Annotated in this window: 20 protein-coding genes and 2 tRNA genes; 5 read left to right on the top strand and 17 right to left on the bottom strand. The window is 71.7% G+C overall.

Annotated features, from left to right (window positions below; translation table 11 throughout):
* Positions 1–61 precede the first annotated feature (61 nt).
* Positions 62–1936 carry an AMP-dependent synthetase/ligase gene (locus tag ACZ4VW_RS14165; RefSeq protein WP_467961960.1) on the bottom strand — a complete coding sequence of 625 codons (1875 nt, stop codon included), beginning with the start codon at positions 1934–1936 and terminating at the stop codon, positions 62–64.
* Positions 1937–2156: 220 nt separating this feature from the next.
* Positions 2157–4028 carry a translation elongation factor 4 gene (gene lepA, locus ACZ4VW_RS14170; protein ID WP_467961961.1) on the bottom strand — a complete coding sequence of 624 codons (1872 nt, stop codon included), beginning with the start codon at positions 4026–4028 and terminating at the stop codon, positions 2157–2159.
* 184 nt (positions 4029–4212) lie between these two features.
* Between lepA and rpsT the strand changes: the two genes are divergently transcribed.
* Entirely contained in the window at positions 4213–4479 is a 267-nt protein-coding gene (rpsT, locus tag ACZ4VW_RS14175; protein ID WP_137989361.1) for a 30S ribosomal protein S20, read from the top strand.
* A 358-nt stretch (positions 4480–4837) separates the two neighbouring features.
* Here the strand turns inward: rpsT and holA are convergent, their stop codons facing one another.
* Positions 4838–5824, bottom strand: a complete 987-nt coding sequence (gene holA, locus ACZ4VW_RS14180) for a DNA polymerase III subunit delta (protein WP_467961963.1) — start codon at positions 5822–5824, stop codon at positions 4838–4840.
* 53 nt (positions 5825–5877) lie between these two features.
* Here holA and ACZ4VW_RS14185 point away from each other — a divergent pair, with 53 nt between their 5' ends.
* Positions 5878–6123, top strand: a complete 246-nt coding sequence (locus ACZ4VW_RS14185; protein WP_467962500.1) for a hypothetical protein — start codon at positions 5878–5880, stop codon at positions 6121–6123.
* 28 nt (positions 6124–6151) lie between these two features.
* Here ACZ4VW_RS14185 and ACZ4VW_RS14190 read toward each other — a convergent pair whose 3' ends face one another.
* From ACZ4VW_RS14190 to leuS, 6 genes are all read right to left on the bottom strand, one after another.
* A complete protein-coding gene (locus ACZ4VW_RS14190) occupies positions 6152–6961 on the bottom strand; it encodes an arylamine N-acetyltransferase family protein (protein WP_467961966.1) in 810 nt (269 codons plus the stop codon).
* A gap of 216 nt (positions 6962–7177) precedes the next feature.
* Positions 7178–9634, bottom strand: a complete 2457-nt coding sequence (locus ACZ4VW_RS14195; RefSeq protein ID WP_467961968.1) for a ComEC/Rec2 family competence protein — start codon at positions 9632–9634, stop codon at positions 7178–7180.
* Positions 9631–10614 carry a ComEA family DNA-binding protein gene (locus ACZ4VW_RS14200; protein ID WP_467962501.1) on the bottom strand — a complete coding sequence of 328 codons (984 nt, stop codon included), beginning with the start codon at positions 10612–10614 and terminating at the stop codon, positions 9631–9633. Before ACZ4VW_RS14200 ends, ACZ4VW_RS14195 begins: the two co-directional genes overlap by 4 nt.
* Before the next feature lie 313 nt (positions 10615–10927).
* On the bottom strand, positions 10928–11773 hold the full coding sequence (locus ACZ4VW_RS14205; protein ID WP_467961969.1) for a DegV family protein: 846 nt from the start codon (positions 11771–11773) through the stop codon (positions 10928–10930).
* 88 nt (positions 11774–11861) lie between these two features.
* Positions 11862–12686 carry a hypothetical protein gene (locus ACZ4VW_RS14210; RefSeq protein ID WP_467961971.1) on the bottom strand — a complete coding sequence of 275 codons (825 nt, stop codon included), beginning with the start codon at positions 12684–12686 and terminating at the stop codon, positions 11862–11864.
* Between the two features lie 130 nt (positions 12687–12816).
* Positions 12817–15708, bottom strand: coding sequence for a leucine--tRNA ligase (leuS, locus tag ACZ4VW_RS14215; protein ID WP_467961973.1), 2892 nt, complete (start codon positions 15706–15708; stop codon positions 12817–12819).
* Between the two features lie 488 nt (positions 15709–16196).
* Here leuS and ACZ4VW_RS14220 point away from each other — a divergent pair, with 488 nt between their 5' ends.
* Both ACZ4VW_RS14220 and ACZ4VW_RS14225 read left to right on the top strand, forming a co-directional pair.
* Positions 16197–17342 (top strand): hypothetical protein, encoded by a 1146-nt coding sequence (locus ACZ4VW_RS14220; protein ID WP_467961975.1) that lies wholly within the window; start codon positions 16197–16199, stop codon positions 17340–17342.
* Entirely contained in the window at positions 17339–18916 is a 1578-nt protein-coding gene (locus ACZ4VW_RS14225; RefSeq protein ID WP_467961977.1) for an NADH-ubiquinone oxidoreductase-F iron-sulfur binding region domain-containing protein, read from the top strand. Before ACZ4VW_RS14220 ends, ACZ4VW_RS14225 begins: the two co-directional genes overlap by 4 nt.
* 55 nt (positions 18917–18971) lie before the next feature.
* Here ACZ4VW_RS14225 and ACZ4VW_RS14230 read toward each other — a convergent pair.
* A tRNA-Ala gene (locus ACZ4VW_RS14230) sits at positions 18972–19044 on the bottom strand.
* A gap of 120 nt (positions 19045–19164) precedes the next feature.
* Between ACZ4VW_RS14230 and ACZ4VW_RS14235 the strand changes: the two genes are divergently transcribed.
* On the top strand, positions 19165–20391 hold the full coding sequence (locus ACZ4VW_RS14235) for a glycosyltransferase 87 family protein (protein WP_467961979.1): 1227 nt from the start codon (positions 19165–19167) through the stop codon (positions 20389–20391).
* Here ACZ4VW_RS14235 and ACZ4VW_RS14240 read toward each other — a convergent pair.
* The 7 genes from ACZ4VW_RS14240 to ACZ4VW_RS14270 form a co-directional block, all read right to left on the bottom strand.
* Positions 20370–20603, bottom strand: a complete 234-nt coding sequence (locus ACZ4VW_RS14240; RefSeq protein WP_260226316.1) for a hypothetical protein — start codon at positions 20601–20603, stop codon at positions 20370–20372. The two genes, ACZ4VW_RS14235 and ACZ4VW_RS14240, sit on opposite strands and share 22 nt — an antisense overlap.
* A gap of 515 nt (positions 20604–21118) precedes the next feature.
* Positions 21119–21191: transfer RNA gene (locus tag ACZ4VW_RS14245), tRNA-Ala, on the bottom strand.
* Between the two features lie 85 nt (positions 21192–21276).
* A complete protein-coding gene (locus ACZ4VW_RS14250) occupies positions 21277–21930 on the bottom strand; it encodes a histidine phosphatase family protein (RefSeq protein ID WP_467962503.1) in 654 nt (217 codons plus the stop codon).
* Positions 21927–22367: a ribosome silencing factor gene (rsfS, locus tag ACZ4VW_RS14255; RefSeq protein ID WP_383554842.1), complete on the bottom strand. Its 441-nt coding sequence runs from the start codon at positions 22365–22367 to the stop codon at positions 21927–21929. The genes ACZ4VW_RS14250 and rsfS overlap by 4 nt, the downstream gene beginning before the upstream one ends.
* An 80-nt stretch (positions 22368–22447) precedes the next feature.
* On the bottom strand, positions 22448–24142 hold the full coding sequence (locus ACZ4VW_RS14260; RefSeq protein WP_467961982.1) for an LCP family protein: 1695 nt from the start codon (positions 24140–24142) through the stop codon (positions 22448–22450).
* 19 nt (positions 24143–24161) lie between these two features.
* Complete coding sequence (gene nadD, locus ACZ4VW_RS14265) at positions 24162–24782, bottom strand: nicotinate-nucleotide adenylyltransferase (RefSeq protein WP_467961984.1); 621 nt, start codon at positions 24780–24782, stop codon at positions 24162–24164.
* Between the two features lie 52 nt (positions 24783–24834).
* Positions 24835–24999 (bottom strand): hypothetical protein, encoded by a 165-nt coding sequence (locus tag ACZ4VW_RS14270; RefSeq protein WP_329120641.1) that lies wholly within the window; start codon positions 24997–24999, stop codon positions 24835–24837.
* Between the last annotated feature and the right edge of the window lie 111 nt (positions 25000–25110).

The following is a 25110-nucleotide window of genomic DNA, read 5'->3' on the forward strand; positions in this document are numbered from 1 at the left end:
CCTGTGGATAACTCGCGGCAGGCCCCGCGGAAGCCCGTGGAAGAGCCCCGCGCCGCGCCCGCTACGCCTCGCGGGAGCCCGCGTACATGTCCTCGATCAGGTCCTTGTACGTCCGCTCCACCACGGGCCGCTTCAGCTTCAGCGACGGGGTCAGCTCGCCGTGCTCGATGTCGAGGTCGCGCGGCAGCAGGCGGAACTTCTTGATCGTCTGCCAGCGCTGGAGACCCTCGTTGAGGCGGTCGACGTACCCCTGGATCAGCTTCTCGGCCTGCGGGGAGGCGACGATCTCGGCGTACGACTTGCCGCCGAGGCCGTTCTCGGCGGCCCAGCCGAGGATGGTGGGCTCGTCGAGGGCGATGAGCGCCGTGCAGAAGTTCCGGTCGGCGCCGTGGACCAGGATGTTGGAGACGAAGGGGCAGACGGCCTTGAACTGGCCCTCCACCTCGGCCGGGGCGATGTACTTGCCGCCGGACGTCTTGATCAGGTCCTTCTTGCGGTCGGTGATGCGGAGGTAGCCGTCGGCCGACAGCTCGCCGATGTCGCCGGTGTGGAACCAGCCGTCGGACTCCAGGACCTCGGCCGTCTTCTCGGGCAGACCGTGGTAGCCCTCCATGATGCCGGGGCCGCGCAGCAGGATCTCGCCGTCGTCGGCGATGCGGACCTCGCAGCCGGGGAGCGGCTTGCCGACGGTGCCGGTGCGGTACGCCTCGCCCGGGTTGACGAAGGAGGCGGCGCTGCTCTCCGTCAGGCCGTAGCCCTCCAGGATGTGGATGCCCGCGCCGGCGAAGAAGAAGCCGATCTCGGGCGAGAGGGCGGCGGAGCCGGAGACGGCGGCGCGCAGCCGGCCGCCGAAGGCGTCGCGGAGCTTGGAGTAGACGAGCGCGTCCGCGACCTTGTGCTTGACAGTGAGCCCGAAGGGCGCGGAGGCGGTGCCGGTGCGGCGGAAGTTGTCCTGGGTGGCCTTGGCGTACTCACGGGCGACACCGGCCGCCCACTGGAAGATCTTGTACTTGGCGCCACCGCCGGCCCGGGCCTTGGCCGCGACTCCGTTGTAGACCTTCTCGAAGATGCGCGGCACGGCGGCCATGTAGGTCGGCTGGACGACCGGCAGGTTCTCGATGATCTTGTCGACGCGGCCGTCGACGGCCGTGACGTGCCCGACCTCGATCTGGCCGGAGGTCAGCACCTTGCCGAAGACGTGCGCGAGCGGCAGCCAGAGGTACTGGACGTCGTCCGCGGTGACCAGGCCGGTCGCCGCGATGGCCTTGGCCATGTACGACCAGTTGTCGTGCGGCAGCCGGACGCCCTTCGGGCGGCCGGTGGTGCCCGAGGTGTAGATGAGGGTGGCGAGCTGGCCGGCGGTGATGGCCGAGACCCGCTCCTTGACCGCCTCGGCGTGCTTCTCGAGGTACGCCTTGCCGCGCGCCTCCAGGTCGGCGAGGGACAGGACCCAGTCGTCGGTCTCCACGCCCGTCGGGTCGACGACCACGACGTGGTGGAGGTTCGGCAGGTCAGCGCGCCGCTCGACGGCCTTGGCGACCTGGGCCGCGTCCTCCGCGATCAGCACCTTCGACTCGGAGTCGGAGAGGATGAACGCCGACTCCTCCGCGTTGGTCTGCGGGTACACGGTGGTGGTGGCGGCGCCCGCGCACATCACGCCGAGGTCGGCGAGGATCCACTCCACCCGGGTGGAGGAGGCCAGTGCGACGCGCTCCTCCGGCTGGACGCCCAGGTCGATCAGACCGGCGGCGATGGCGTAGACCCGCTCGGCGGCCTGCCCCCAGCTGAGCGACTTCCAGTCGTCCGGGCCCTGGCCGGAAGCGGCCGGGACCGGATAGCGATAGGCCTCCGCGTCGGGAGTACGCTCCACGCGCTCAAGGAAGAGGGTCGCCACGGAAGGCGGCCGGTTCTCGATCAGGGTCTGTGTGTCGCTCACGACGTCCTCCGGGCGGCGGCGGTGCGTTCTGGCGGTGCGTTCCATGCGTACTAACTGGCGAGTAACCTTCGAGCCGCGATCAGAGTAAGGCGCCGGGGACCGGCGCGTAAGAGGCTGCGGGCCGCCTCTTCATACCCGGTTCATAACGAACGGGCCCCCGCGCCGTGCGCGCGTGAGCCCGTTCGATGTATCTATCAGCTAATTGGCTGATTACTTCCGATCACTTCTTGGACTTGCCGCCCGCGGAGTCGTCGCTCGACAGGACGGCGATGAAGGCCTCCTGCGGGACCTCCACGGAGCCGACCATCTTCATCCGCTTCTTGCCTTCCTTCTGCTTCTCGAGCAGCTTCCGCTTACGGGAGATGTCACCGCCGTAGCACTTGGCGAGGACGTCCTTGCGGATGGCGCGGATGGTCTCGCGGGCGATGATCCGGGAGCCGATCGCGGCCTGGATCGGCACCTCGAACGCCTGCCGCGGGATCAGCTCGCGCAGCTTGGCGACGAGCCGCACGCCGTACGCGTACGCGGCGTCCTTGTGGGTGACGGCGGAGAAGGCGTCCACCTTGTCGCCGTGCAGCAGGATGTCGACCTTGACCAGGCTGGAGGCCTGCTCGCCGGTGGGCTCGTAGTCGAGGGAGGCGTAACCCCGCGTCTTGGACTTCAGCTGGTCGAAGAAGTCGAAGACGATCTCGGCCAGCGGGAGGGTGTAGCGGATCTCGACCCGGTCCTCGGAGAGGTAGTCCATGCCGAGCAGGGTGCCGCGACGGGTCTGGCAGAGCTCCATGATCGCGCCGATGAACTCGCTCGGGGCGAGGATCGTGGCGCGTACGACGGGCTCGTACACGTCGTTGATCTTGCCCTCGGGGAACTCGCTCGGGTTGGTGACCGTGTGCTCGCTGCCGTCCTCCATGACCACGCGGTAGACCACGTTGGGGGCGGTGGCGATCAGGTCGAGGCCGAACTCGCGCTCCAGTCGCTCCCGGATGACGTCCAGGTGGAGCAGGCCGAGGAAGCCGACGCGGAAGCCGAAGCCGAGGGCGGCGGAGGTCTCCGGCTCGTAGACCAGCGCGGCGTCGTTGAGCTGCAGCTTGTCGAGGGCCTCGCGGAGGTCCGGGTACTCCGAGCCGTCCAGCGGGTAGAGGCCGGAGAACACCATCGGCTTGGGGTCCTTGTACCCGCCGAGGGCCTCGGTGGCGCCCTTGTTCAGGGAGGTGATCGTGTCACCGACCTTGGACTGACGGACGTCCTTCACGCCGGTGATGATGTAGCCGACCTCGCCGACGCCGATGCCGTCGGCCGGCGTCATCTCGGGCGAGGAGACGCCGATCTCGAGGAGCTCGTGGGTCGCGCCGGTCGACATCATCTTGATGCGCTCGCGCTTGTTGAGCTGCCCGTCGACGACTCGTACGTACGTGACGACACCGCGGTAGGAGTCGTAGACCGAGTCGAAGATCATCGCGCGGGCGGGGGCGTCGGCGACACCGACGGGGGCCGGCACGCGCTCCACGACCCGGTCGAGCAGCGCCTCGACACCGATGCCCGTCTTGGCGGAGACCTTCAGCACGTCCTCGGGCTGGCAGCCGATGAGGTTGGCGAGCTCCTCGGAGAACTTCTCCGGCTGGGCGGCCGGGAGGTCGATCTTGTTGAGTACGGGAACGATCGTGAGGTCGTTCTCCATCGCGAGGTACAGGTTCGCGAGGGTCTGCGCCTCGATGCCCTGGGCCGCGTCGACGAGCAGGATCGTGCCCTCGCAGGCCGCCAGGGACCGGGAGACCTCGTACGTGAAGTCGACGTGCCCGGGGGTGTCGATCATGTTGAGGATGTGGGTCTTCCCCTGATCCGCACCCTCGGTGGGCGCCCAGGGAAGACGGACCGCCTGGGACTTGATCGTGATGCCGCGCTCGCGCTCGATGTCCATCCGGTCGAGGTACTGGGCGCGCATCTGCCGCTGGTCGACCACACCGGTCAGCTGGAGCATCCGGTCGGCAAGCGTGGACTTGCCGTGGTCGATGTGCGCGATGATGCAGAAATTGCGGATCAACGCCGGGTCGGTACGGCTCGGCTCAGGCACGTGGGTAGGAGTCGCGGGCACGCAAGGTCTCGTCTCGGGGCGATGGTCGGATCGATACGTAGGCTCTATGGTCCCACGACTGCGGAGGTCCGCTCGGTTTGGGCAGAGGTTACGGCCCCTGATACCGTGGACAGCTGTGTCTCCTACGCCCTCTCAGCGAAGAGGCACACCTCAGAAACAACACCGAACCTGAAAAGGCTCTTTCGTGGCGAACATCAAGTCCCAGATCAAGCGGAACAAGACGAACGAGAAGGCGCGCCTGCGCAACAAGGCCGTCAAGTCCTCGCTCAAGACCGCGATCCGCAAGGCCCGCGAGGCCGTCGCCGCGGGTGACGTCGAGAAGGCCGTCGTGGCTTCTCGCGCCGCCTCCCGCGCGCTCGACAAGGCTGTCTCGAAGGGCGTCATCCACAAGAACGCCGCCGCCAACAAGAAGTCGGCGCTGGCCACCAAGGTTGCCGCTCTGCAGGGCTGAGCTCCGTTGATGTAACGCCGGACGGGACCCAGCGGGCCCTCTCTCCCGCTCCCGAACCGGCACCCCGGACTCGCGCGCGACACGCGTTCGCCACGCGTGCGCGAGCCCACCCAGCCGTACGACGAAGGCCCCGCCTCCTCCTTCCCCAGGAGGGCGCGGGGCCTTCGTCGTGGAGGGGAGCGGGTGGGGCGGGCGCAGCGGGAAGCGGCCGCTCCGCGGCGCAGGGCCGGGGGCCTGGGGCCGAGGGCCGGGGGCCGGGGGCAGAGCCCCGGTAGGGCTGCGGCACAGGGCCGGGGCCGGGGGCGGAGCCCCGGTAGGGCTGGCTTCGGAGGAGACGCGGGGTGGTGGAAACCCGTCGCTACCGACGCAGCCGCGCCGCTCTCGCCACCGCCACGACCGCCTTCTCCAGCGCGTACTCCGGATCGTCGCCCCCGCCCTTCACGCCCGCGTCCGCCTCCGCCACCGCGCGCAGCGCGATCGAGACCCCGTCCGGCGTCCAGCCCCGCATCTGCTGGCGCACCCGGTCGATCTTCCACGGCGGCATCCCCAGCTCCCGCGCCAGATCCGCCGGCCGGCCGCCCCGCGCCGACGAGAGCTTGCCGATCGCCCGGACCCCCTGCGCCAGCGCGCTCGTGATCAAGACCGCCGGGACGCCGGTCGAGAGCGACCAGCGCAGCGCCTCCAGGGCTTCCGCGGCCCGCCCTTCCACCGCGCGGTCCGCGACGTTGAACGAGGAAGCCTCCGCCCGCCCCGTGTAGTACCGCCCGACGATCGCCTCGTCGATCGTCCCCTCGACGTCCGCCGTCAGCTGCGACACCGCCGATGCCAGCTCCCGCAGGTCGCTGCCGATCGAGTCGACCAGCGCCTGGCACGCCTCGGGCGTCGCCGACCGCCCCAGCGCCCGGAACTCCTGGCGTACGAACGTGAGCCGCTCCGCCGGCTTGGTCGTCTTCGGGCAGGCCACCTCCCGCGCGCCCGCCTTCCGCGCCGCGTCCAGGAGTCCCTTGCCCTTGGCTCCGCCCGCGTGGAGCAGCACGAGCGTGATCTCCTCGATGGGCGCGTCGAGGTACGCCTTGATGTCCTTGATCGTGTCGGCGGACAGGTCCTGCGCGTTCCGCAGGACCAGGACCTTGCGCTCGGCGAACAGCGACGGGCTCGTCAGCTCCGCCAGCGTCCCGGGCTGGAGCTGATCGGAGGTGAGGTCCCGTACGTCCGTGTCGGAGTCGGCGGCCCGCGCGGCCGCCACCACCTCCTGCACGGCGCGGTCGAGGAGCAGGTCCTCCTGGCCCACGGCGAGCGTGACGGGGGCGAGGAGGTCGTCGGGCGAAGTCTTTCTGGTGGCCATCGCGTCCAGCATCCCACGGGCCACCGACACTCCCGCGCGTACCGGAGAATGGCCTGGTGAGCGAACGACACGTACTCGTCCTGCCCGACCGCGACGCCGCCGAGGAGGTCGCCGAGGAGCTGCCCGCCCGCTTCGGCGTCACGGAGGAGCCGCAGCTCGTGCGGGACGCGCTGGCCGGGGAGGACGACGCCGAGGACGCGCAGTGGCTGGTGGTCGTGGAGGACCCGGGGGGCCGGCTGGACTCCTCGGCGCTCGACGAGCTCGCCGCCGAGTACGAGGGCTGGCTGGAGGCCCCGTAACTGCTCGTTCACGCCTCAGGGGACCTGGTCACCCATCCGACGACCGGGGCGGGGCCACGGGCAGCTCCGTCAGCTCCATGCCGAACCGCTCTCGGTACACCGCCCTCACCTCGTCGTCGGAGTCGAGCATCCGCTCGGCCCGCCGGCCGTCCACGTGCGTGACGAGCTTCCGGCCGCTGAGGGTGACCCTGCCCTCCTCGCCGAGCCGGGAGCAGACGAGGGAGCGGGTGAAGTGCGAGTCCGGGGAGGTGCGGTGGTACCAGGCGCCCGCCGTGAAGTCGGAAAGCACCCGCGGCCGGGTCTCCAGCCGGCACTGCGGCCTGCCGTTCCGCAGCACGTCCAGGTCGCCGTGCTCCGTCTCGACGATGCGGAACCTCCCGCCCGGATCCTCCTGGTCGCCCCGCTCGTCCAGCGCCAGCGGGAAGTGGGTGTGGTCGCCGAAGCCGACGTCCGCGAGCCACCGTTCCCCGTCCGCCTCGACCAGCACCGCCATGTGGTCGTACGGGATGCCCAGCCGGCCGCCCTCCCCGAAGCCGCGCGCCTGAAGGAGGCTGACGGCGAAGCCGAGCTCGCGCAGGAGGACGGCGAACGTGGCGTTGATCTCGTAGCAGAACCCGCCCCTGCGGGCGCCGACCACCTTGTCGAGCAGCGGCTTCTCCTCCAGGACGATGGCCTCGCCCAGGTGGATCGACAGGTTCTCGAAGGGGACCGTCCTCAGGTGCCGCAGTTGCAGGTCGCGCAGTGCCGCCACGTCGGGGCGGTCCGGACGCGTGGCTCCGATCCGACGCAGGTAGGCCTCGACGGTCGCATCCGGGACGGGCTCGATGCCAGTGCTCATGCGGAGAGTGTGCCGGGCCTCCGCCCTCCGTCCGAATGGGCGGCCGAACTCCGGCGGCCGCAGGGCTGGGCCGCGGATACCGGACCCGGGCCACGGCGCGTCGGCCGGCCGGCCGACGGTGAACGGACCGCTCCGCCGCAGCCGACCGGTGTCATTCATGGGCAGGTGGCTTCTTCTACGAGCTCCTTCCGGTCGATCCGTGTCGGGCGGCTTCCTCTACGAGCTCCTTTCGGTCGATACGGCCAGCAGGTCCCGGCCGGCGCCGGTCACCGCGATCGCTCCGTCCCGGTCCGTCCGCAGCACCTCCGCTCCCCCGGCCCGCAGCGCCTCCACCGTCCGCGGCGACGGATGGCCGTACGGATTGCCCCTGCCGGTCGACACCAGCGCCAGCCGCGGCCGGACGGCCCGTATCAGCCCCGGATCCTGGTAGGCGGAGCCGTGGTGCGCGACCTTGAGGACGTCCACCGGCGCCAGCGCGGGGTACGCCCGCAACAGGCCCTGCTGGGCGGGCGGTTCGAGGTCCCCCAGGAGGAGCAGGCTCAGCCCTGCGGCGGTCCGCACGAGCAGGGTGACACTCGCGTCGTTCGGCCCGGACTCCTCCGGCTCCACCATGCCCGGGCCGCCACGCGGCCATAGCACCCGCCAGTCCAGAGGGCCCAGTCGCCGCCGCTCCCCGGGCCCGGCCCGCACCAACGGGACCCCGGCCGCCGCTGCGGTGCGCCGCACGAACTCCGCCTGCCCCCGCGGTTCTTCCAGCCCTGTCGTCTGGATCGCTCCCACCGACCGCCCGCGCAACACCCCGGGCAGTCCCGCGACATGGTCCGCGTGGAAGTGCGTGAGCACCACGAGAGGAATCCGGCGGACCCCGAGATCGTGGAGGCAACGGTCCACGAGGGCCGGATCGGGTCCGGCGTCCACGACGACGGCGGCGTCCCCACCCGCCGCGAGCACGGCCGCGTCGCCCTGCCCGACCTGGCACATCGCGAACACCCAGCCCGGTGGCGGCCACCCGGTGACCACCCGGGTCAGCGGTGGCGGCCTGACCACCGCGAGGAGCAGCAGCACGGCGCAGCCCACGGCGATCCGCCGCCGGTACGGCAGTCTCCATGCCCCCAGCACCACCACCCCGAAGATCGCGGCCAGCGTCAGCCCGCCCCACCAGCCGCCCGGCCAGTCGGTCTCGGCGCCCGGCAGCGCCGCTCCGGTGCGGGCCACCCCCGCGATCCACTCGGCGGGCCAAGCCGCGATCCCGGCGACCAGCTCGGCGGCCGTCGGCCAGACGGGAGCGAGGGCGAGCACGGCGAACCCGAGAACCGTCGCCGGGGCGACCGCCGGCTCCGCCAGTAGGTTGCTGGGGATCGCCACCAGGCTCACCCGAGCGGCGAAGACCGCCACGACGGGCGCGCACACCGCCTGCGCCGCCAGGGCCGCGGCCAGCGCCTCGGCGATCCGGCCGGGGACCCCGCGCCGCCGCAGCGCCTCGCTCCAGCGCGGCGCGATGGTGAGCAACGCCCCGGTGGCCAGGACCGAGAGGAGGAAGCCGTAACTCCGTGCGAGCCACGGGTCGTACAGGACCAGCAGCAGCACGGCCGCGGCCAGGGCCGGAATCAGCGATCTGCGGCGGCCCGTGCCGATCGCGAGCAGGGCGACCAGTCCGCAGGCCGCGGCCCGCAGCACGCTCGGGTCCGGCCGGCAGACGACGACGAAGGCGAGTGTGAGTCCTCCCCCGATCAGCGCGGTGGACCGCAGCGGGATGCCGAGCCGGGGCGCGAGCCCGCCCCGCTCGGCCCGCATCGCGGCGCCCGGCCGGCCGACGAGAAGCAACAGCACGACCGTGAGGTTGGAGCCGGACACAGCGAGCAGATGGGCGAGGTCGGTCGCCTGGAAGGCGTCGCTCAGATCCGGTTCGATCCGTGAGGTGTCTCCGACGACCAGCCCGGGGAGCAGCGCCCGAGCGTCCGGTTCGAGGTGTTCCGTGGCGCGCCGCAGCCCCGCCCGCAGCTCCCCGGCCGTGCGCTGCACAGTACTCGCGGGCCCCGTGACCTGCGGTGGACCGGACCCCTCGGCCCGCAGCACCGCCGCGAACCGGTCGCCCGGACGCATCGGGGGCGCGAGCCGCCCCGCGACCCGCAGCCGGGTCGAGGGCAGAGTCCGCAGCCACTCCCCCCGGCCGTCACCGGCCGGCACGACCACCAGCACCGGCGTCCTGGTCCGGTGGACCACGCCTTTGGGCGCCTCCACCCGGCTCACCTCCCCGTTCAGGACGACGGAGACAGGTGCCGTCCGGTCACCTCGGATCCGGGGACGGGTCAGTCGCGGATCGGAGGTGACCGTCACGTCCACGGTCACCCGGGCGTACTGCCCTGCGAGCCCCGGGACGGGACCGCGCGTCAGGTCGGCGGCGTGGAGCCCGCCCGACGCGGCTCCGGCCGCGGCACCGAGCAACACCGCCGCGGCGGCGGTGACCCTCAGCCGCCGACCGGGCCGTCCTCGGACGACCACGGGCAGGATCGCCACTGCCGCCAGGCATGCGAGGACCCCCGCGACCACCCACCACCCGGTGGCGCCCACCGCCGGCGCGGCCGCTCCCCAGGCCGCCAACGCCGGGGGTACGAGGCGAAGGTCGGCCGGCCCCTCCTCACGCACACCGCGGGAGGCGGCGGACGTCCTCATGGCCGGACCAGGGGTGCCAGGTCGGCGAACCGCCGCTCACCGATCCCGTTGACCTCACGCAACTCCTCGACCGACCGGAACCCGCCGTGCTCCAGGCGGTGGTCGACGATGTGCTGGGCGAGCACGGGCCCGACGCCGGGCAGCGTGTCGAGCTGCTCCACGGTCGCCGCGTTGAGGCTCAGCGGCGCTGCCCGGACACCGGCCTGCGCCCCGGCCCCCGCGCCCGTACCTGCCCCCGCGCCTGGGACGTTCGGGGCCGGCAGACCGACCACCACCTGTTCGCCGTCCATCAAGACCCGGGCACGATTCAGTCCGCTGACGTCCGTGCCCGGCCTGACCCCACCGGCCGCCCGCAGCGCGTCCGCGACCCTCGATCCGGCAGGCAGGGTGAGCACCCCGGGCCGTCGTACCTTGCCGCTCACATCGACCACGACCGCCGCCGGCGACACCCCGGCCGTCGGTTCCGCCGCCACCCCCGACACCGCCGGAGATGCCCCGCTCTCCGGCAGCGGCGCCGCGCGCACGATCTCCGGCGCCCGGACGGCTTCGGGCCGTCCGGCCCAGAAGTGCCGCCCGGCGAACCCCACGGCCACGACGAGGAGCACGGCGAGCGCGGCCAGCGTCCTCGGTTCGAGACCGCACCGGGACTGCGCCCACACCGGCAGCCGGTCGTTCAGCGCGAGCCTCAACCGTTCCCACCTGCCCGGCGCGCCTTCCTCCTCCCGCACTCCGGGCGAAGCCACGACCTCCGACGCCCCCCACCCCCCGGCCGGTTCGGGCTCGGCGGGCGACGCGGCGGAGGGGAACAGCGCCTCACCCCGGCGTCGTACGGCGGCACGGCTCGCCGCGACCGCGTGTCTCCCTCGCGCCCGCCCCCGCGCCCGCGCCCGCACGGGAGGCGAACCCCGCCCGCCGGCGCGGGTCCGCCCGTCCGAGCCGCGCGCGCGGCCCGGTCCGCTGGTCGCACCCGCCCTCCGCACCGAGGACGCGGCCGCGGTCGCCCTAGCCGTGGTTGTCGGGGTCGGGGTCGGCGTCCGCGTCCGCGTCGGCGTCGGCGTCGGGGTCGGCGTCCGCGTCGGCGTCGGCGTCGGCGTCGGGGTCGGCGTCGCGCTGCGTGGCGCGTCGCGTGTCACGTCGTGGGTCCGGGTGGGGTCACCTGCTGCGGTATCCGTGTGAAGAGCCATGGACAGGACGGTAGGTACACCTGTCCGAACCCGCTGAGACGCCTCGATTTCCGTGGAGGAGCAGCCGGTTGGGGATAAACCCGTCACTCACACGAGGGAGGGCCGCTTGTCAGCGGGGCGAGATCACGACGGCGAGCAGCCCGGGTCCCGTGTGCGCTCCGATCACCGCGCCCACCTCGCTGACCCGCAACTCCTCGATCCCCGCCAGGCGTTCGCGCAACCGGTCGGCCAGGACGGCGGCCCGCTCGGGCGCGGAGAGGTGGTGCACCGCGATGTCCACCGCTCCGGAACCAGCCCGCTCCACGGCGATCTCCTCGAGGCGGGCGATCGCCTTCGACGCCGTCCGTACCTTCTCGCGCAGCTCGATCCGCCCTCCGTCGAGCTGGAGAAGCGGCTTCACCGCGAGCGCGGAGCCGAGCAGCGCCTGCGCGGCTCCGATCCGGCCGCCCCTGCGGAGGTAGTCCAGAGTGTCGACGTAGAAGAACGCGGAGGTCCCCGCCGCGCGCTTCTCCGCGGCGGCGACCGCTTCGTCGAGGGAGCCGCCCGCGTCCACGACCTCGGCCGCCGCGAGCGCGCAGAAACCGAGAGCCATGCCCACCATCCGCGTGTCGACCACCCGGACCGGTACGGGGGCGTCCTTCGCCGCCAGCACGGCGGCGTCGTACGTACCGGAGAACTCGGCGGAGAGATGCAGCGAGACGACTCCCCGCGCACCGGCCTCGGCGGCCGCGCGATAGGTCTCCGCGAAGACTTCGGGGCTCGGCCGTGAAGTGGTCACCGACCGCCGCTTCTGGAGCGCCTGGGCCAGGGAGCGGGCCGAGATCTCGGTCCCCTCCTGGAGCGCCCGGTCGCCGATGACGACGGTGAGCGGGACCGCGGTGATGCCGTGCCGCTCCATCGCCTCGGGTGGCAGGTAGGCCGTGGAATCGGTGACGATCGCGACATGCCGGGACATGACCGGGAGGTTACCCGTCATGGCCGCCGCATGGCAGCCCGGCCCTCGCTCGTTGATCATCCGTTCCGCCCGTGCGGGCCCCGGGATGTCAGGTGGTGGTCTCGGGACGCGCCGACTTCTCCCACGGATAAGCGGCCTGACGCGGATCGCGCGCCGTGATCGCCTGCGGCGGCTGCTGCCCCTGGGCGCCACCGGCCTGCGCATCCGGTCGCCCGTCCCCCTGCGCGTCGGAACGCCCATCCGGTCGCGGACCCGGTGCGGCCTCCGCCTCGGCGTCCGCGGGCCACACCTGCCCCCGCTCGGCGCCCGGCGCGGCGGCGCCGGCATCGGGCCACGAGAAATCACGCGACGCTGGGTCCTGGGCGGCAGGCTCCGACCAGTGGCGCAGCGCGCCCGCCTCCATGTCGATCTGCGTGCTCAGGGAAGAAAGGTCGTCCTCGGCGAACTTCCGCGCCCGGTCCCTGGCCGCCCACCGAAGCGAGTCCGCGGACTGTGTGATCTGCTCCGTGCGCTTGCGGAGGTCGCCGAGCTGTCCGGCCACCCTCGATCGGTCCGGCTCCCGCTCCAGCCGCTTGAGATCTTCGTCCAGCTCCTGGCCGTGGGCGCTCAGCCGGCGGAAGAGGTCGAGGGACTCCCTCAGGGAGGCGTCCTCGGCGACGCGGGCCTGCAGGGCGTCCTGTGTCGCGCGCATCGAGGTGCGCAGTGAGAGCCGCAGCTGGGCCAGCTCACCCGCGACGCCACCCTGTCCGTAGCTCTTGGCACGCAGCGTGGTGTCCTCGACCGTCCGCCGTGCCTGGTCGATGGTGCGGTCGACGCCGCGCTTGGCGGCCTTGACCACCTTCACGGTGGCGTAGACCCCCAGTGCCACCAACGCGACGAAGAGCAGCGCCATGATCACAATCGCGGCTTCCATGTGCGCCCCTCCGGCGTGGATCGAGTTTCCTCGGTTGTCGTCCCTCAACGGTAAACGGAAGGGGCAGGCCGAGGGTTCCATCGGAACCCCCAACCTGCCCGTAGGTGATATCCCCTATGCGTCCGAGGCGTCAGGCGACGATGTTGACCAGCTTCGGGGCCCGCACGATCACCTTGCGGATCTCGGCACCGCCCAGGGCGGCGACCACGTTCGGGTCGCCCAGCGCCAGCGCCTCCAGCTCCGCGTCCGTGATGGACGGGGAGACCTCCAGACGCGCCTTGACCTTGCCCTTGATCTGCACGACGCAGGTCACTGTCTCGTCCACGACGTACGCCGGGTCGGCGACCGGGAAGTCCTGGTGGACGACCGAGTCGGTGTGGCCCAGCTTGCGCCACAGCTCCTCGGCGATGTGCGGGGCCAGCGGGGCGACCAGCAGCACCAGACGCTCGGCGACCGAGCGCGAGAGCGCGCCGCCCGTCTTGGTCAGGTGATTGTTCAGCTCGGTCACCTTGGCGATGGCGGTGTTGAAGCGCATGGCCGCCATGTCCTGCGAGACACCGTCGATGGCCTTGTGCAGGGCGCGCAGCGTGTCCGCGTCGATGTCGGCGTCATCGGTGTCCACGACGGTGGCCTCACCCGTCGCCTCGTCGACGATGTTGCGCCACAGGCGCTGCAGCAGCCGGTACTGGCCGACCACCGCGCGCGTGTCCCACGGGCGGGAGACGTCCAGGGGGCCCATCGCCATCTCGTACAGGCGCAGGGTGTCCGCACCGAACTCGGCGCAGATCTCGTCCGGGGTGACCGCGTTCTTCAGGGACTTGCCCATCTTGCCCAGGACGCGGCTGACCTTCTCGCCCTGGTACCAGTAACCGCCGTCACGCTCCTCGACCTCGGTCGCCGGCACGGCGATGCCGCGCGCGTCGCGGTAGACGAAGGCCTGGATCATGCCCTGGTTGTACAGCTTGTGGAACGGCTCGGCCGAGGAGATGTGCCCCAGGTCGAACAGCACCTTGGACCAGAACCGCGCGTACAGCAGGTGCAGTACGGCGTGCTCGGCACCGCCGACGTACAGGTCGACGCCGCCCGTCGGCATGCCCTCGCGCGGACCCATCCAGTACTGCTCGATCGCCGGGTCGACCAGCTTCTCGGAGTTGTGCGGGTCCAGGTAGCGCAGCTCGTACCAGCAGGAACCGGCCCAGTTGGGCATGGTGTTGGTCTCGCGGCGGTACTTCTTCGGTCCGTCGCCCAGGTCCAGGGTGACGTTGACCCAGTCCTCGTTGCGGGACAGCGGCGTCTCGGGCCGGGTGTCCGCGTCGTCCGGGTCGAAGGTGCGCGGGGAGTAGTCGTCGACCTCCGGCAGCTCCAGCGGCAGCATCGACTCGGGCAGCGCGTGCGCGACGCCGTCCTCGTCGTAGACGATCGGGAAGGGCTCGCCCCAGTAGCGCTGGCGGCTGAACAGCCAGTCGCGCAGCCGGAAGTTGACGGTGCCCTCGCCGATGCCGCGCTCGGCCAGCCAGGCGGTGATCCGCTCCTTGGCCTCGACGACGCCCAGGCCGTCCAGGCTCACGTCCGCGTTCGAGGAGTTGACCAGCTTCGCCTCGTACGAGGAGAAGGCGTCGTCCCACGTCGACGGGTCGGTGCCGCGGTCGTCCGACGGCTCCACGACGCAGCGCATCGGCAGCTCGAAGGCGCGCGCGAAGGCGAAGTCACGGGTGTCGTGCGCCGGGACGGCCATGATCGCGCCGGTGCCGTAGCCCATCAGGACGTAGTCCGCGATGAAGACCGGGACCTGCTCGCCGCTGACGGGGTTGGTCGCGTACGCACCGGTGAAGACACCGGTCTTGTCCTTGGCCTCGGCCTGACGCTCGACGTCGGACTTGGAGGCGGCCTGCTTGCGGTAGGCGGCGACTGCGTCGGCCGGGGTGGCGTGTCCGCCCGTCCACACGTCGTGGGTGCCGGCGGGCCACGCGTCCGGGACGATCTTCTCGACCAGGTCGTGCTCCGGGGCCAGCACCATGTAGGTGGCTCCGAACAGGGTGTCCTGACGGGTGGTGAAGACGGTGATCGCACCGGCGTCACCGACCTGGAAGTCGACGCGGGCGCCCTCGGAGCGGCCGATCCAGTTCCGCTGCTGCAGCTTGATGGCCTCGGGCCAGTCCAGCGCGTCCAGGTCGTCCAGCAGGCGGTCCGCGTAGGCCGTGATGCGCATGTTCCACTGGCGCAGCTTGGCCTTGAAGACGGGGAAGTTGCCGCGCTCGGAACGGCCGTCGGCGGTGACCTCCTCGTTGGCCAGGACGGTGCCCAGGCCGGGACACCAGTTGACCGGCGCGTCCGAGGCGTAGGCCAGGCGGTACTCGCCCAGGACGTCGGCGCGCTCGGCGGCGGTCAGCTCGCTCCACGCGCGCGTGGCGGCGGCGCCGGCCGTACGGGGCACCTCACGGGTGCCGTTCTCGAACTGCTCGACCAGCTCGGCGATCGGGCGGGCCTTCTTCGCCTCGTCGTCGTACCAGGAGTTGTAGATCTGAACGAAGATCCACTGAGTCCACTTGTAGTACTCCGGATCGATCGTGGCGAACGACCGGCGCTTGTCGTGGCCCAGGCCCAGCCGGCGCAGCTGGGCCTTCATGTTCTCCATGTTGGCCTCGGTGGACACGCGCGGGTGCGTGCCCGTCTGCACGGCGTACTGCTCGGCCGGCAGGCCGAAGGCGTCGAAGCCCAGGGTGTGCAGGACGTTGTGGCCGGTCATGCGCTGGTGACGGGCGAAGACGTCCGTGGCGATGTAGCCCAGCGGGTGGCCGACGTGCAGACCCGCGCCCGAGGGATACGGGAACATGTCCATGATGAACTTCTTGGGCCGTGCGGCGATCGCCGGATCGCCCGCCAGGTCACCCGTGGGGTTCGGCGCCTCGTAGGTGCCCTCGGCGTCCCAGAAGTCCTGCCAGCGTGCCTCGATGTCGGCGGCCATGACCGCCGTATAACGATGCGGGGCCGCCGTCTCGGCAGCCGAATTCATCTCGCTCATGATCCTTGAAGCTCCATCGATCGTCTCTGCCCACTGCCCGCGAACTGCACTGCCACGAAATGAAAAATCCCCTCGCACAGGAGGGGACGCCGCGCCGATTCCGACCGGATCTTTCATCCGTCGGGACTGATCAGCGCGGCTCGCTAAGCAGAAGGCGTACGGCACGCATGGCGCCAGGGTACCGCAGGGCCCGAGCGGGCCGCACCGACGTTCCGGTCGGCGGATCCGGAGCGGCCCGAGCCGCCGGGTTACTCCGCGTATCGACCTTATCCAGGGCAACCCCAGAGTCAGTAACGGAGCGACCGCCTCGGAAACGCGCAAACCCCCTACCAGCCGGTATGGAGCGACTTAGCATGCGGCAACGGGACCGCTTATCCGCACCATTCGGAGTCGCCCCCATGAACCCTCATCGCACGATCCGCTCTTCTCCCGCCCTGCGAACCGGTTTGAGCCGGCCGGTTCAGGGCGGGATTTCCGTCGCGGCACTGGTGATCATTCCGCTGCTCGCCATCGGCGGCAGCGACGATTTCCGGGCCGCGCTCGACTTCACCAGCGGCGTGCTGTCGCTGGTGTCCCTCACCGCCTCGGTCGGCTGGGGCCTGCTCGCCACCGACCGGCTGCTGCTCTCCCCACGTCATCGGCTGCTCGCGCAGGGCGTCCACCGCGCCACGGCGGTCGCCTCCCTCGGTTTCCTGCTGCTGCACGGCACCGTCAAGGTGTCCCTCGGCCATGTCGAGCCGATCGGCGCGCTGATCCCCTTCGGCCTCGGCGTCACGGGCACCTCGGCGCTCATCGGCTTCGGCTCGCTCGCCGGGCTCCTCATGGTCGTCGCCGCCTCGACGGGCGCCCTGCGCAGCACTCTGGCGGGCCGGAGCCGTTTCGCGGCCCGCTGGCGGCCGCTGCACATGCTGGCGTACCCGGCGTGGTGCTTCGCCCTGGTCCACGGTCTGTACGCGGGCCGGCCCGCCGCCACCTGGGTCGTCGTCATGTACGGCCTGACACTGACCGCCGTCGCCGCGGCGGTCTCGTTCCGGATGCTGCCCGCCCCCACGCAGCGGGCGCTCGCCGACCGGCTCACCGGGCTCCTCGCGTCCCTGGAAGGCACCGCCCGGGCGCCTCGGGGCGACGCCCCGACGGCCTCGGCCGAGACCCCGGCCGAGGCCACCGCCGGGATCTCCGGGACGGAGGAGGAGGGCGGCGGCCACGGGCGGCCCACCATGTCCGCCGAATGGCTGGACCGGCCCACCGGCCGCCCTCATCTCCCTCCTCTCGCGCCTCTCCCGCCCCCCGTGCCGAGCAGCCGGCTCTACGCGCCCCCTCCCCCGCCCTGCCCTCCCACGCCCTACGAGGCGGCTCCCCAGGCCGTCCCGACCACCGGCCCCGGCTCCTCCGCCGGCTTCTCGGCCGCCTACCGCGCGGTGTCCCGCGCGGCCCAGGCCCCCGGCCCCGACCCGTACGCCTCCGGCGGCGCTCCGTTCGCCGAACGCGTCCCCATGACCGAGGAGATCCCCGTCGTCCCCGACCCCACCCTGCGCCCCGGGTTCTGGCCCACGCCCTCGCCCCCGATGCCGACCTACTCCACCCCGCCTCCCGCGGGTGAGCCCTGGACCGCCCCCGCAGGAGACCGACCGTGAACGCTCCGCTCCCCGACGTGCCCGAGGTCCGCGTGGTCGGGCTGCCGCAGCTCACCCAAGGGTTCGACCTGGTCGAGCGGCTCGGTCTGGAGATGCACCTGAAGGTGCACGGGCCGCTGGATCCCATGAACGGCGAGCGGCTCGCCCAGCTCGCCGAGGAGATATCCCTCCACGGGCGCGGTGGAGCCGGTTTTCCCTTCGGCCGCAAGCTGAGGGCCGTGGCCCAGGCGGCGATCCGCCGCGGGGTGCGTCCCGTGGTGGTGGTCAACGGCAGCGAGGGCGAACCCGCCTGCCGGAAGGACACGGTGCTGCTCAACCGGGCCCCGCATCTGATCCTGGACGGCGCCCTGCTGGCGGCCGAGGCGCTCGGGGCCCGGACGCTGATCGTGGCCGTGACCCGTAACTCCACGGAGATCTCCATCCGGTCGGCCCTTGCCGAGCGGGGCCTGTCTGACCGCCGTGGACAGCCTCTGCGCGCGCGTGTCGTCCGGACTCCCGAGCGCATGGTCTCCGGGGAGGCGTCGGCGGTGATCCGCGCGGCGGGCGGCGGGCCCGCGCTGCCGGCCGGGCGTCGGGAGCGGGCGGCGGAGTCCGGGGTGGGCGGCGCGCCCACCCTGCTGTCCAACGCCGAGACCTTCGCGCAGCTGGCCGTGGCCGCCCGGATCGGTCCGCGCCGCTACGGCCACAGCGGCCTGGACTCGGAGCCCGGCACGGTGCTTCTGACGCTCTCCGGAGCGGTGGCGCGGCCCATGGTGATCGAAGTCCCGACGGGCGTCCCGCTGCGGTACGTGCTCCAGCTGGCCGGGGCCCCACCGCTGCCGCAGGGCGTCCTCACGGGCGGGTACCACGGCAACTGGATCGACTCCGCGGCCGTCGACAACGCCGTCGTCTCGCGGGCTTCCCTGGCGGCCGTCGGCGGCTCCCTGGGCGCCGGGGCGATCCTGCCGATCGGCCCCGGGACCTGCCCGCTCGGTGAGTCGCTGCGGATCGCGAGCTGGCTCGCGGCGGAGACCGCGGGCCAGTGCGGCCCGTGCCGGCTCGGCCTGCCCGCGGCGGCCGGTGGCCTCTCCGACGTGCTGAACGGCGGCGGTCCCGCCGCCCTGGAGGCGTTGCGGGAGGTCACCCAGGCGGTGAAGGGCCGGGGCGCCTGCAAGCACCCGGACGGCTCGGCCCGCTTCTTCTCGTCGACGCTCTCGGCCTTCACGGACGATCTGGCCGCCCATGTCCTCGACGGCGGCTGCGGGCGCCCGACCGTCGGCGTGCTGCCGCTCCCCGCCCCCGGCTACCAGGACGCGGAGGAGTCGATCCCGAGCGGCGAGAAGCTGGCCGTGGACTGGACGCTGTGCCAAGGCCACGGTCTCTGCGCGGACATCGTCCCGGAGCTGATCCGGCTGGGGCCGGACGGCTACCCCGTGCTCGCCGACGCCTCCGTGCCGATGCACCTTCAGGGGCGGGCCCAGCGAGCCGTACGCCGCTGTCCCGCGCTGGCGCTCCGGATCGAGCAGCCTCCCCAGGAGCGGCCGGCCCTGCCGCCGGGCACGGGCCGTAAGGCGCTGGGGAGCGGCAGGGGTTGAGCCCCCGAACACGAAGAAGCGGATCATCCGATTCGGATGATCCGCTTCTTTTCTGTGGAGCTAAGGAGAATTGAACTCCTGACCTCCTGCATGCCATGCAGGCGCTCTACCAACTGAGCTATAGCCCCGTGCTGTCCGCCCCGTTCCGGGTTTCCCCCGCGGCGACAGACAGAACATTAACCGGCCCCCCTGGGGATCACCAAATCGTTTCCCGGACGGTCCCGGACCGGCGGGTAGGGTCCCCCTCTGTGACCGTGTCCGTGCTTGCCAGAACCCGTGCCCGCCAGCGGCCTCTCGCCACCGCCGTGGCGGCCTGCCTCGTGTCGTTCATAGCCTTCTGGGTGGCGCAACGGCTCGCCCACGTGAACATGCTCGACGTGATGGTCTACCGGGCGGAGGGGGAGACCGTCCGGGCCGGCGGCGACCTCTACGCGATGCGCGCCACCTCGGCGAATCTCGCCATGACCTATCCGCCCTTCGCGGGGCTGCTGTTCGTCCCGCTCACGTTCGTCGGTGTTCCGCTGATGCGGACGCTGGCGACCGCCGGGAACCTCCTCCTCGTGGTCGCGCTGGTCCAGCTCTCCCTGCAGCTCGTCCGCCCCTCCCTGTCCCGCGAGCGGCTGTGGCGGGCGACGCTCTGGGTGGCGGCGGTCGTGGTCTGGTGCGAGCCGGTGTGGACGACGCTGCGGTACGGGCAGATCAACCTGCTCGTCGCGGTGGCGGTGCTGTGGGACTTCACACGCCGCGAGGGCAATCGCTGGGCGGGCCTGGGCATCGGCCTGGCGACTGCGGTGAAGCTCACACCCGGCCTGTTCGTCGTCCTCCTCCTTGCCGCCGGCCTGCTCCTGTGGCGCCGCGAGAAGGGCTGGAACCAGTGGCTGCGGACGGCGGCCACGGCCGTCGCGGTGTTCCTCGGGGCGACCCTGACGAGCGCGCTGCTCCTGCCGTACGACTCCAAGCGCTTCTGGACCGAGAAGCTCTTCGAGACCGGCCGGGTCGGCTTCGCCGAGGAGACCGCCAACCAGTCGGTGCGCGGGGTGCTCGCGCGGCTGATGCACACCGACGACCCGGGCCTGTGGTGGGCGGTGGTCGCCGCCCTGCTCGGTGGCGCGGCCATGGTGCTCGCGGTGCGGGCCGCGCTGCGCGGTGACAAGGCACTGGCCGTGATCGTCTGTGCGGTGACGGCGCTGATGATCAGCCCGATCTCGTGGTCGCACCACTGGGTGTGGTGCGTGCCGCTGCTGATCATGCTGGTGGACCGTCGGGATCGCGTACGGCCCCGGTGGGCGGTGGTGGCGGTGGCGCTGGCCTTCGCCTCGTTCGCGCTGTGGTGGGTCCCGCACGACCCGGGTCGCCCCGAACTCGACCAGAACCCCGGCCAGATGCTGCTCTCGGCGATCTATCCGCTGACCGCGACCGCCCTGTTCCTGGGGTACGGCCTCGGCCGGTGGCGTCAGGCCGTGGCGAAGGAGTAGAAGCGCTTGAGGGTGCAGTGCTCGTCGAGCAGCCGTCCGTAGATCGGCTCCCCTTCGAGCTCGCGGTAGGTCTCGATGGGGTCGCCTTTTATGATCAGCGCCCGCGCGCACTCCTCGCACCAGTACTGGTACTCGGCGTTGACGGGGTCCATGTCGCGGACGATGGGCGTACCACTGCCGCACCAGTCGCATTTCCGCCTGTGTGCACCCATCAATCAGCTCCAGCTGTGGCCGCAGGACGTGCACACGAGGGACACTCCGCCGTTGTCGCCGAGCATGTGGACGACCCGGGCGGAACCGCACGGGGGACAGGCGGGCGGGGCTCCGGCCTCATGGGCCGCCCCGTGGGCCGTGGCGCGGCCTCCTGGGGGCTCGGCGACGGCATCCGTCTCGGCACCCCGGGCACCGCTCGCGGCCATCGCACACTCCCTCCCGTCCGGACCCTCGGTCCCCTCCGGCCGTCCGATTCTGCCATGGCCACGCAAGGGGGTCAGCGCGCTCGGCCTACCAGGTCGGCCGATGCTGCCAAGATCGATGCGACCGCCGAGGCCAGGGCGCACGCCGACGGCGCTGCGGCGGAGTCATGCGCCACCGGCGTATGCGGCCGGCCGAGGTGAGTGTGCCGAGGACGAGCGCGAATCCGGCCCCTGGGGGCGAGCCCCGGGTGGGGGACCGCCGCGCGAAACGACGAATCCCGCCCCCTGGTGGGGACGGGATTCGGTGACTGTGGAGCTAAGGAGAATTGAACTCCTGACCTCCTGCATGCCATGCAGGCGCTCTACCAACTGAGCTATAGCCCCTCGTGTCCTTCGCGCTCCGCGCTGCGAACAAGAAGAACTTTAGCCTGCGACCTGCCGGAAAGTGAAATCCGGGCCAGGAGGCAGCTCAGTCGTCGTCGCCGAGGACCGGCTCGGGCAGCGTGCCGGCGTTGTGCTCCAGGAGCCGCCAACCCCGGGCGCCCTCGCCGAGAACGGACCAGCAGCAGTTGGAGAGCCCGCCGAGGCTCTCCCAGTGATGCGCCTCCAGGCCGAGCAGCCGACCGATGGTGGTGCGGATGGTGCCGCCGTGGCTCACCACGACGAGCGTGCCGTCGTCGGGCAGCTTGTCGACGTGCTCCAGGACCACCGGAGCGGCCCGGTCGGCGACCTCGGTCTCCAGTTCGCCGCCGCCCCGTCGCACGGGCTCGCCGCGCTTCCAGGCCGCGTACTGATCGCCGTAGCGCGCCACGATCTCGTCGTGGGTCAGCCCCTGCCACTCCCCCGCGTACGTCTCGCGGAGGGCGGAGTCGTACGCGACGGGGTGGCCGGTGAGGCCGGCGAGCTCGGCGGCGGTGGCCGCCGCCCGCTTCAGGTCGGAGGCGATGATCGCGTCGGGCCTCAGCGAGGCGAGCAGCCGTGCGGACCGGCGCGCCTGGGCGACGCCGGTCTCGGTCAGCTCGATGTCCGTGGAGCCCTGGAAGCGGCGCTCCAGGTTCCACGAGGTCTGGCCGTGACGCCACAGGACGATACGGCGGCCGCTGCCGCCCTTGGTGGTGCTCAGCTCAGCTCACCGTCCGTCTCGTCGGCGGCACCCGTCAGCGCGGCGTGCTCGGCGGCCTTGCCGCGGGTCTTCAGGGCGTCCTCGGGCAGCGGCAGCTCGGGGCAGTCCTTCCAGAGCCGCTCCAGGGCGTAGAAGACACGCTCCTCGCTGTGCTGGACGTGGACGACGATGTCGACGTAGTCCAGGAGGATCCAGCGGGCGTCTCGGTCGCCCTCACGGCGCACCGGCTTGGCGCCGAGCTCCTTGTTGAGCCGCTCCTCGATCTCGTCGACGATCGACTTGACCTGGCGGTCGTTGGGCGCGGAGGCGAGCAGGAAGGCGTCGGTGATCGACAGCACATCACTGACGTCGTACGCGATGATGTCGTGCGCGAGCCGGTCGGCCGCCGCCTGGGCGGCGGCGTTGACGAGCTCGATGGAGCGATCCGTGGCGGTCACAAGCAGGCTTTCGTCGGCGGTCAGAGACACATCAAGGGTCTCACGTACCGCCGACCACCCCGCAAACCCTTATAACCGGATCACTCTCCGCGCTCGGGGATCTTGTAATCCCGGCCCAGAACCACCGTGACATCGCCGCTTCCGCCGGCCTTGCCCTTCTTGACCGCGCTCGCCGGCAGGCCCAGGGTCTTGGCCACCTCGCCGGCGGTCGTCTTCTGGGCGTCGTCACCGTAGAGGACCTGCGAGGTCTCCACGGTCTCCGCCTTGGCCCCGCCCACGAAGGCGAAGCCTCCGTTGATCAGGACGACCCTGGCGGCCTCGGTCGCGTCCTTGCCGCTGGCGTCCCGGATCGAGACACGGACCGCGCTGCCCTGGTCGGGGGCGCTGACCTTGCCGCCGAGGATGTCCTTGACCACGCTGTCCGCCGCACCCTCGCTCAGCGAGCCGTCCTCCTCCACCGGGAGCAGCGCCGTCTTGTAGTCGCCGCCCTTGGCGTGCTCGGCGAGCTTCGCGAGCGAGGCGCCGAGGTCCTTCTCCGGCAGGGACGGGTCGAGGATCTGGGCGAGCGTCTCGACGGTGACCGTGGCGGCCTGCGGGTCGTCGGACATCTTCCGCAGCACTCCGTAGAGGACCTGCCCGAAGCGCTGGAGCTGCTTCGCCTCTGCCTCGCCGGGCCCGCGGTACGTGGCGTAGGCGACGGCCGCGCGACCGTTGAGCGTCTGGTTCTCGCCCTTCGTGACGAGCGGGGCCTCGCCCTTCTTCCCGCTGGGCACGTCGGTGTCGGTGGTGATGTCGATGTTGCTGACCAGCTCGACGAGGTTCTCCAGATACGGGGTGTCGAGCCGCCAGGTGCCCGTGATCTTCGCGCCGAGGAGGTTGCCGATGGCCTCGCGGGTGCCGCTGGAGCCGTCGTCCTCGACGGACTTGGCGAGGGTGGTGGCGGAGCCCTCGTCGTTGGCGACGGAGAGCGCGTTGGGGAGCAGGACGGTGGTGCCCTGCTTGGTCGTGGTGTTGTCCACGAGCAGGGCGGTGCTGGTGCCGCCGCCCTTGGTGTCGTGGAGATGGACGACGATCGTGTCCCGCTTCTGCGGTCCGGTCGCGGTGTTCTGCTTCTGCTCCTCGGCGGACATGCCGGGGAGCTTGCCCGCGGACCAGAGGTAGCCGACTCCGCCGACGGCGGCGAGGACCAGGGCCACGACCAGGGCCACGACCCGGTTGCGGCCGCGCCGCCTGGCCTCCTCGCGGCGCTCGGAGCGGCTCTCGGTGAACTTCAGCCAGTCGATGACGTCTTCGGAGTCCTCGTCCGGCTCCTCGATGAACGAGAACTGCTCGGTGCGGTAGGCACGGTCGTCGCCGCCGTCGTCCGGGGCGGGGCGCTGACCGGGCACGCCCGCGGGAGCGGCCACGGAGGCGGGTGCGGGTGCGGGTGCCGGCGGCTGGGCGGCGGGCGCGGGATCTCCCTGCACGGCCCACTGCTGCCCGGTGTCGTACGAGGCGTACGGGTCGTATCCGTGCTGCTGCTGTTGCCCGTACGGGTCGTAGGGAGCCTGCTGCGGCTGCTGAGCCTGCTGGGGGTGGACCGGCTGCCCGTAGGCGTCGTAGCCGTACCCCTGCTGCCCGCCCGGTTGCTGCTGCGCCGGACGCTGCTGGGCGTACGGGTCGTACGGCTGCTGTGCCTGCGGTGGGACCTGCTGGTACACCGGCTGCCCGTACTCGTCGTAGCCGATGATCTGCGGCTGCGGGTAGTACGGGTCGTACGGGTTCTGATCGTTCACCGGTGCCCCTCTCCGAGGCTCACTCGCCGCGGTACAACTGGCGCTTGTCGATGTAGCGCACCACGCCGTCCGGCACCAAATACCAGACCGGGTCGCCCTGCGCGACCCTCGCCCGGCAGTCGGTGGAGGAGATCGCGAGCGCGGGAACCTCCACGAGCGAGACCCCGCCCTTGGGCAGTCCGTCGTCCGTGAGGTCATGGCCCGGCCGGGTGACGCCGATGAAGTGGGCGAGCGAGAAGAGCTCCTCCGCATCGCGCCACGTGAGGATCTGCGACAGCGCGTCGGCCCCGGTGATGAAGAAGAGGTCCGAGTCGCTGTTGAGGGAGCGCAGGTCCCGCAGGGTGTCGATGGTGTACGTCGGCCCGCCGCGGTCGATGTCGATGCGGCTGACCGAGAACTGCGGGTTGGACGCGGTGGCGATGACCGTCATCAAATAGCGGTCCTCGGGCGCCGATACGGCCTTGTGGCTCTTCTGCCACGGCTCCCCGGTCGGCACGAACACCACCTCGTCGAGGTGGAACAGGGCGGCCACCTCGCTGGCGGCCACCAGGTGTCCGTGGTGGATCGGATCGAACGTTCCGCCCATCACCCCGAGTCGGCGCTTGCCGCGGGCGCCAGTAGGCACTTCCTGCTCTCCCATGCGTGCAGAGCCTACTGGCACCGCTTCGAACGTCCGATCCGCGGTCGCCGGCTCAGCGGTCGCGGTTGAAGCGCGTGGTGATCCACAGCAGCAGAAGCAGCGCGCCCAGCGCGCCGAAGCCGGTGAGGTACGGGTTGAGGCTGTCGTGGTTGCCGCCGTGCTCGGCGGCGCCCTCGGCGAGCGAGACCAGGTTGGCGGCGGTGCTGTGGAGGCTCATCTTCGGCAGGACCTATCGATCGGAGATGGGAGCGGAGACTTCGCGCACATCGTATGCGGGCCGTCCGGGCACGCTCACGCCGACTCAGTCGTTCTCACGGCGGTCGTACCC

This window comes from Streptomyces sp. NPDC029139, from assembly GCF_055564335.1.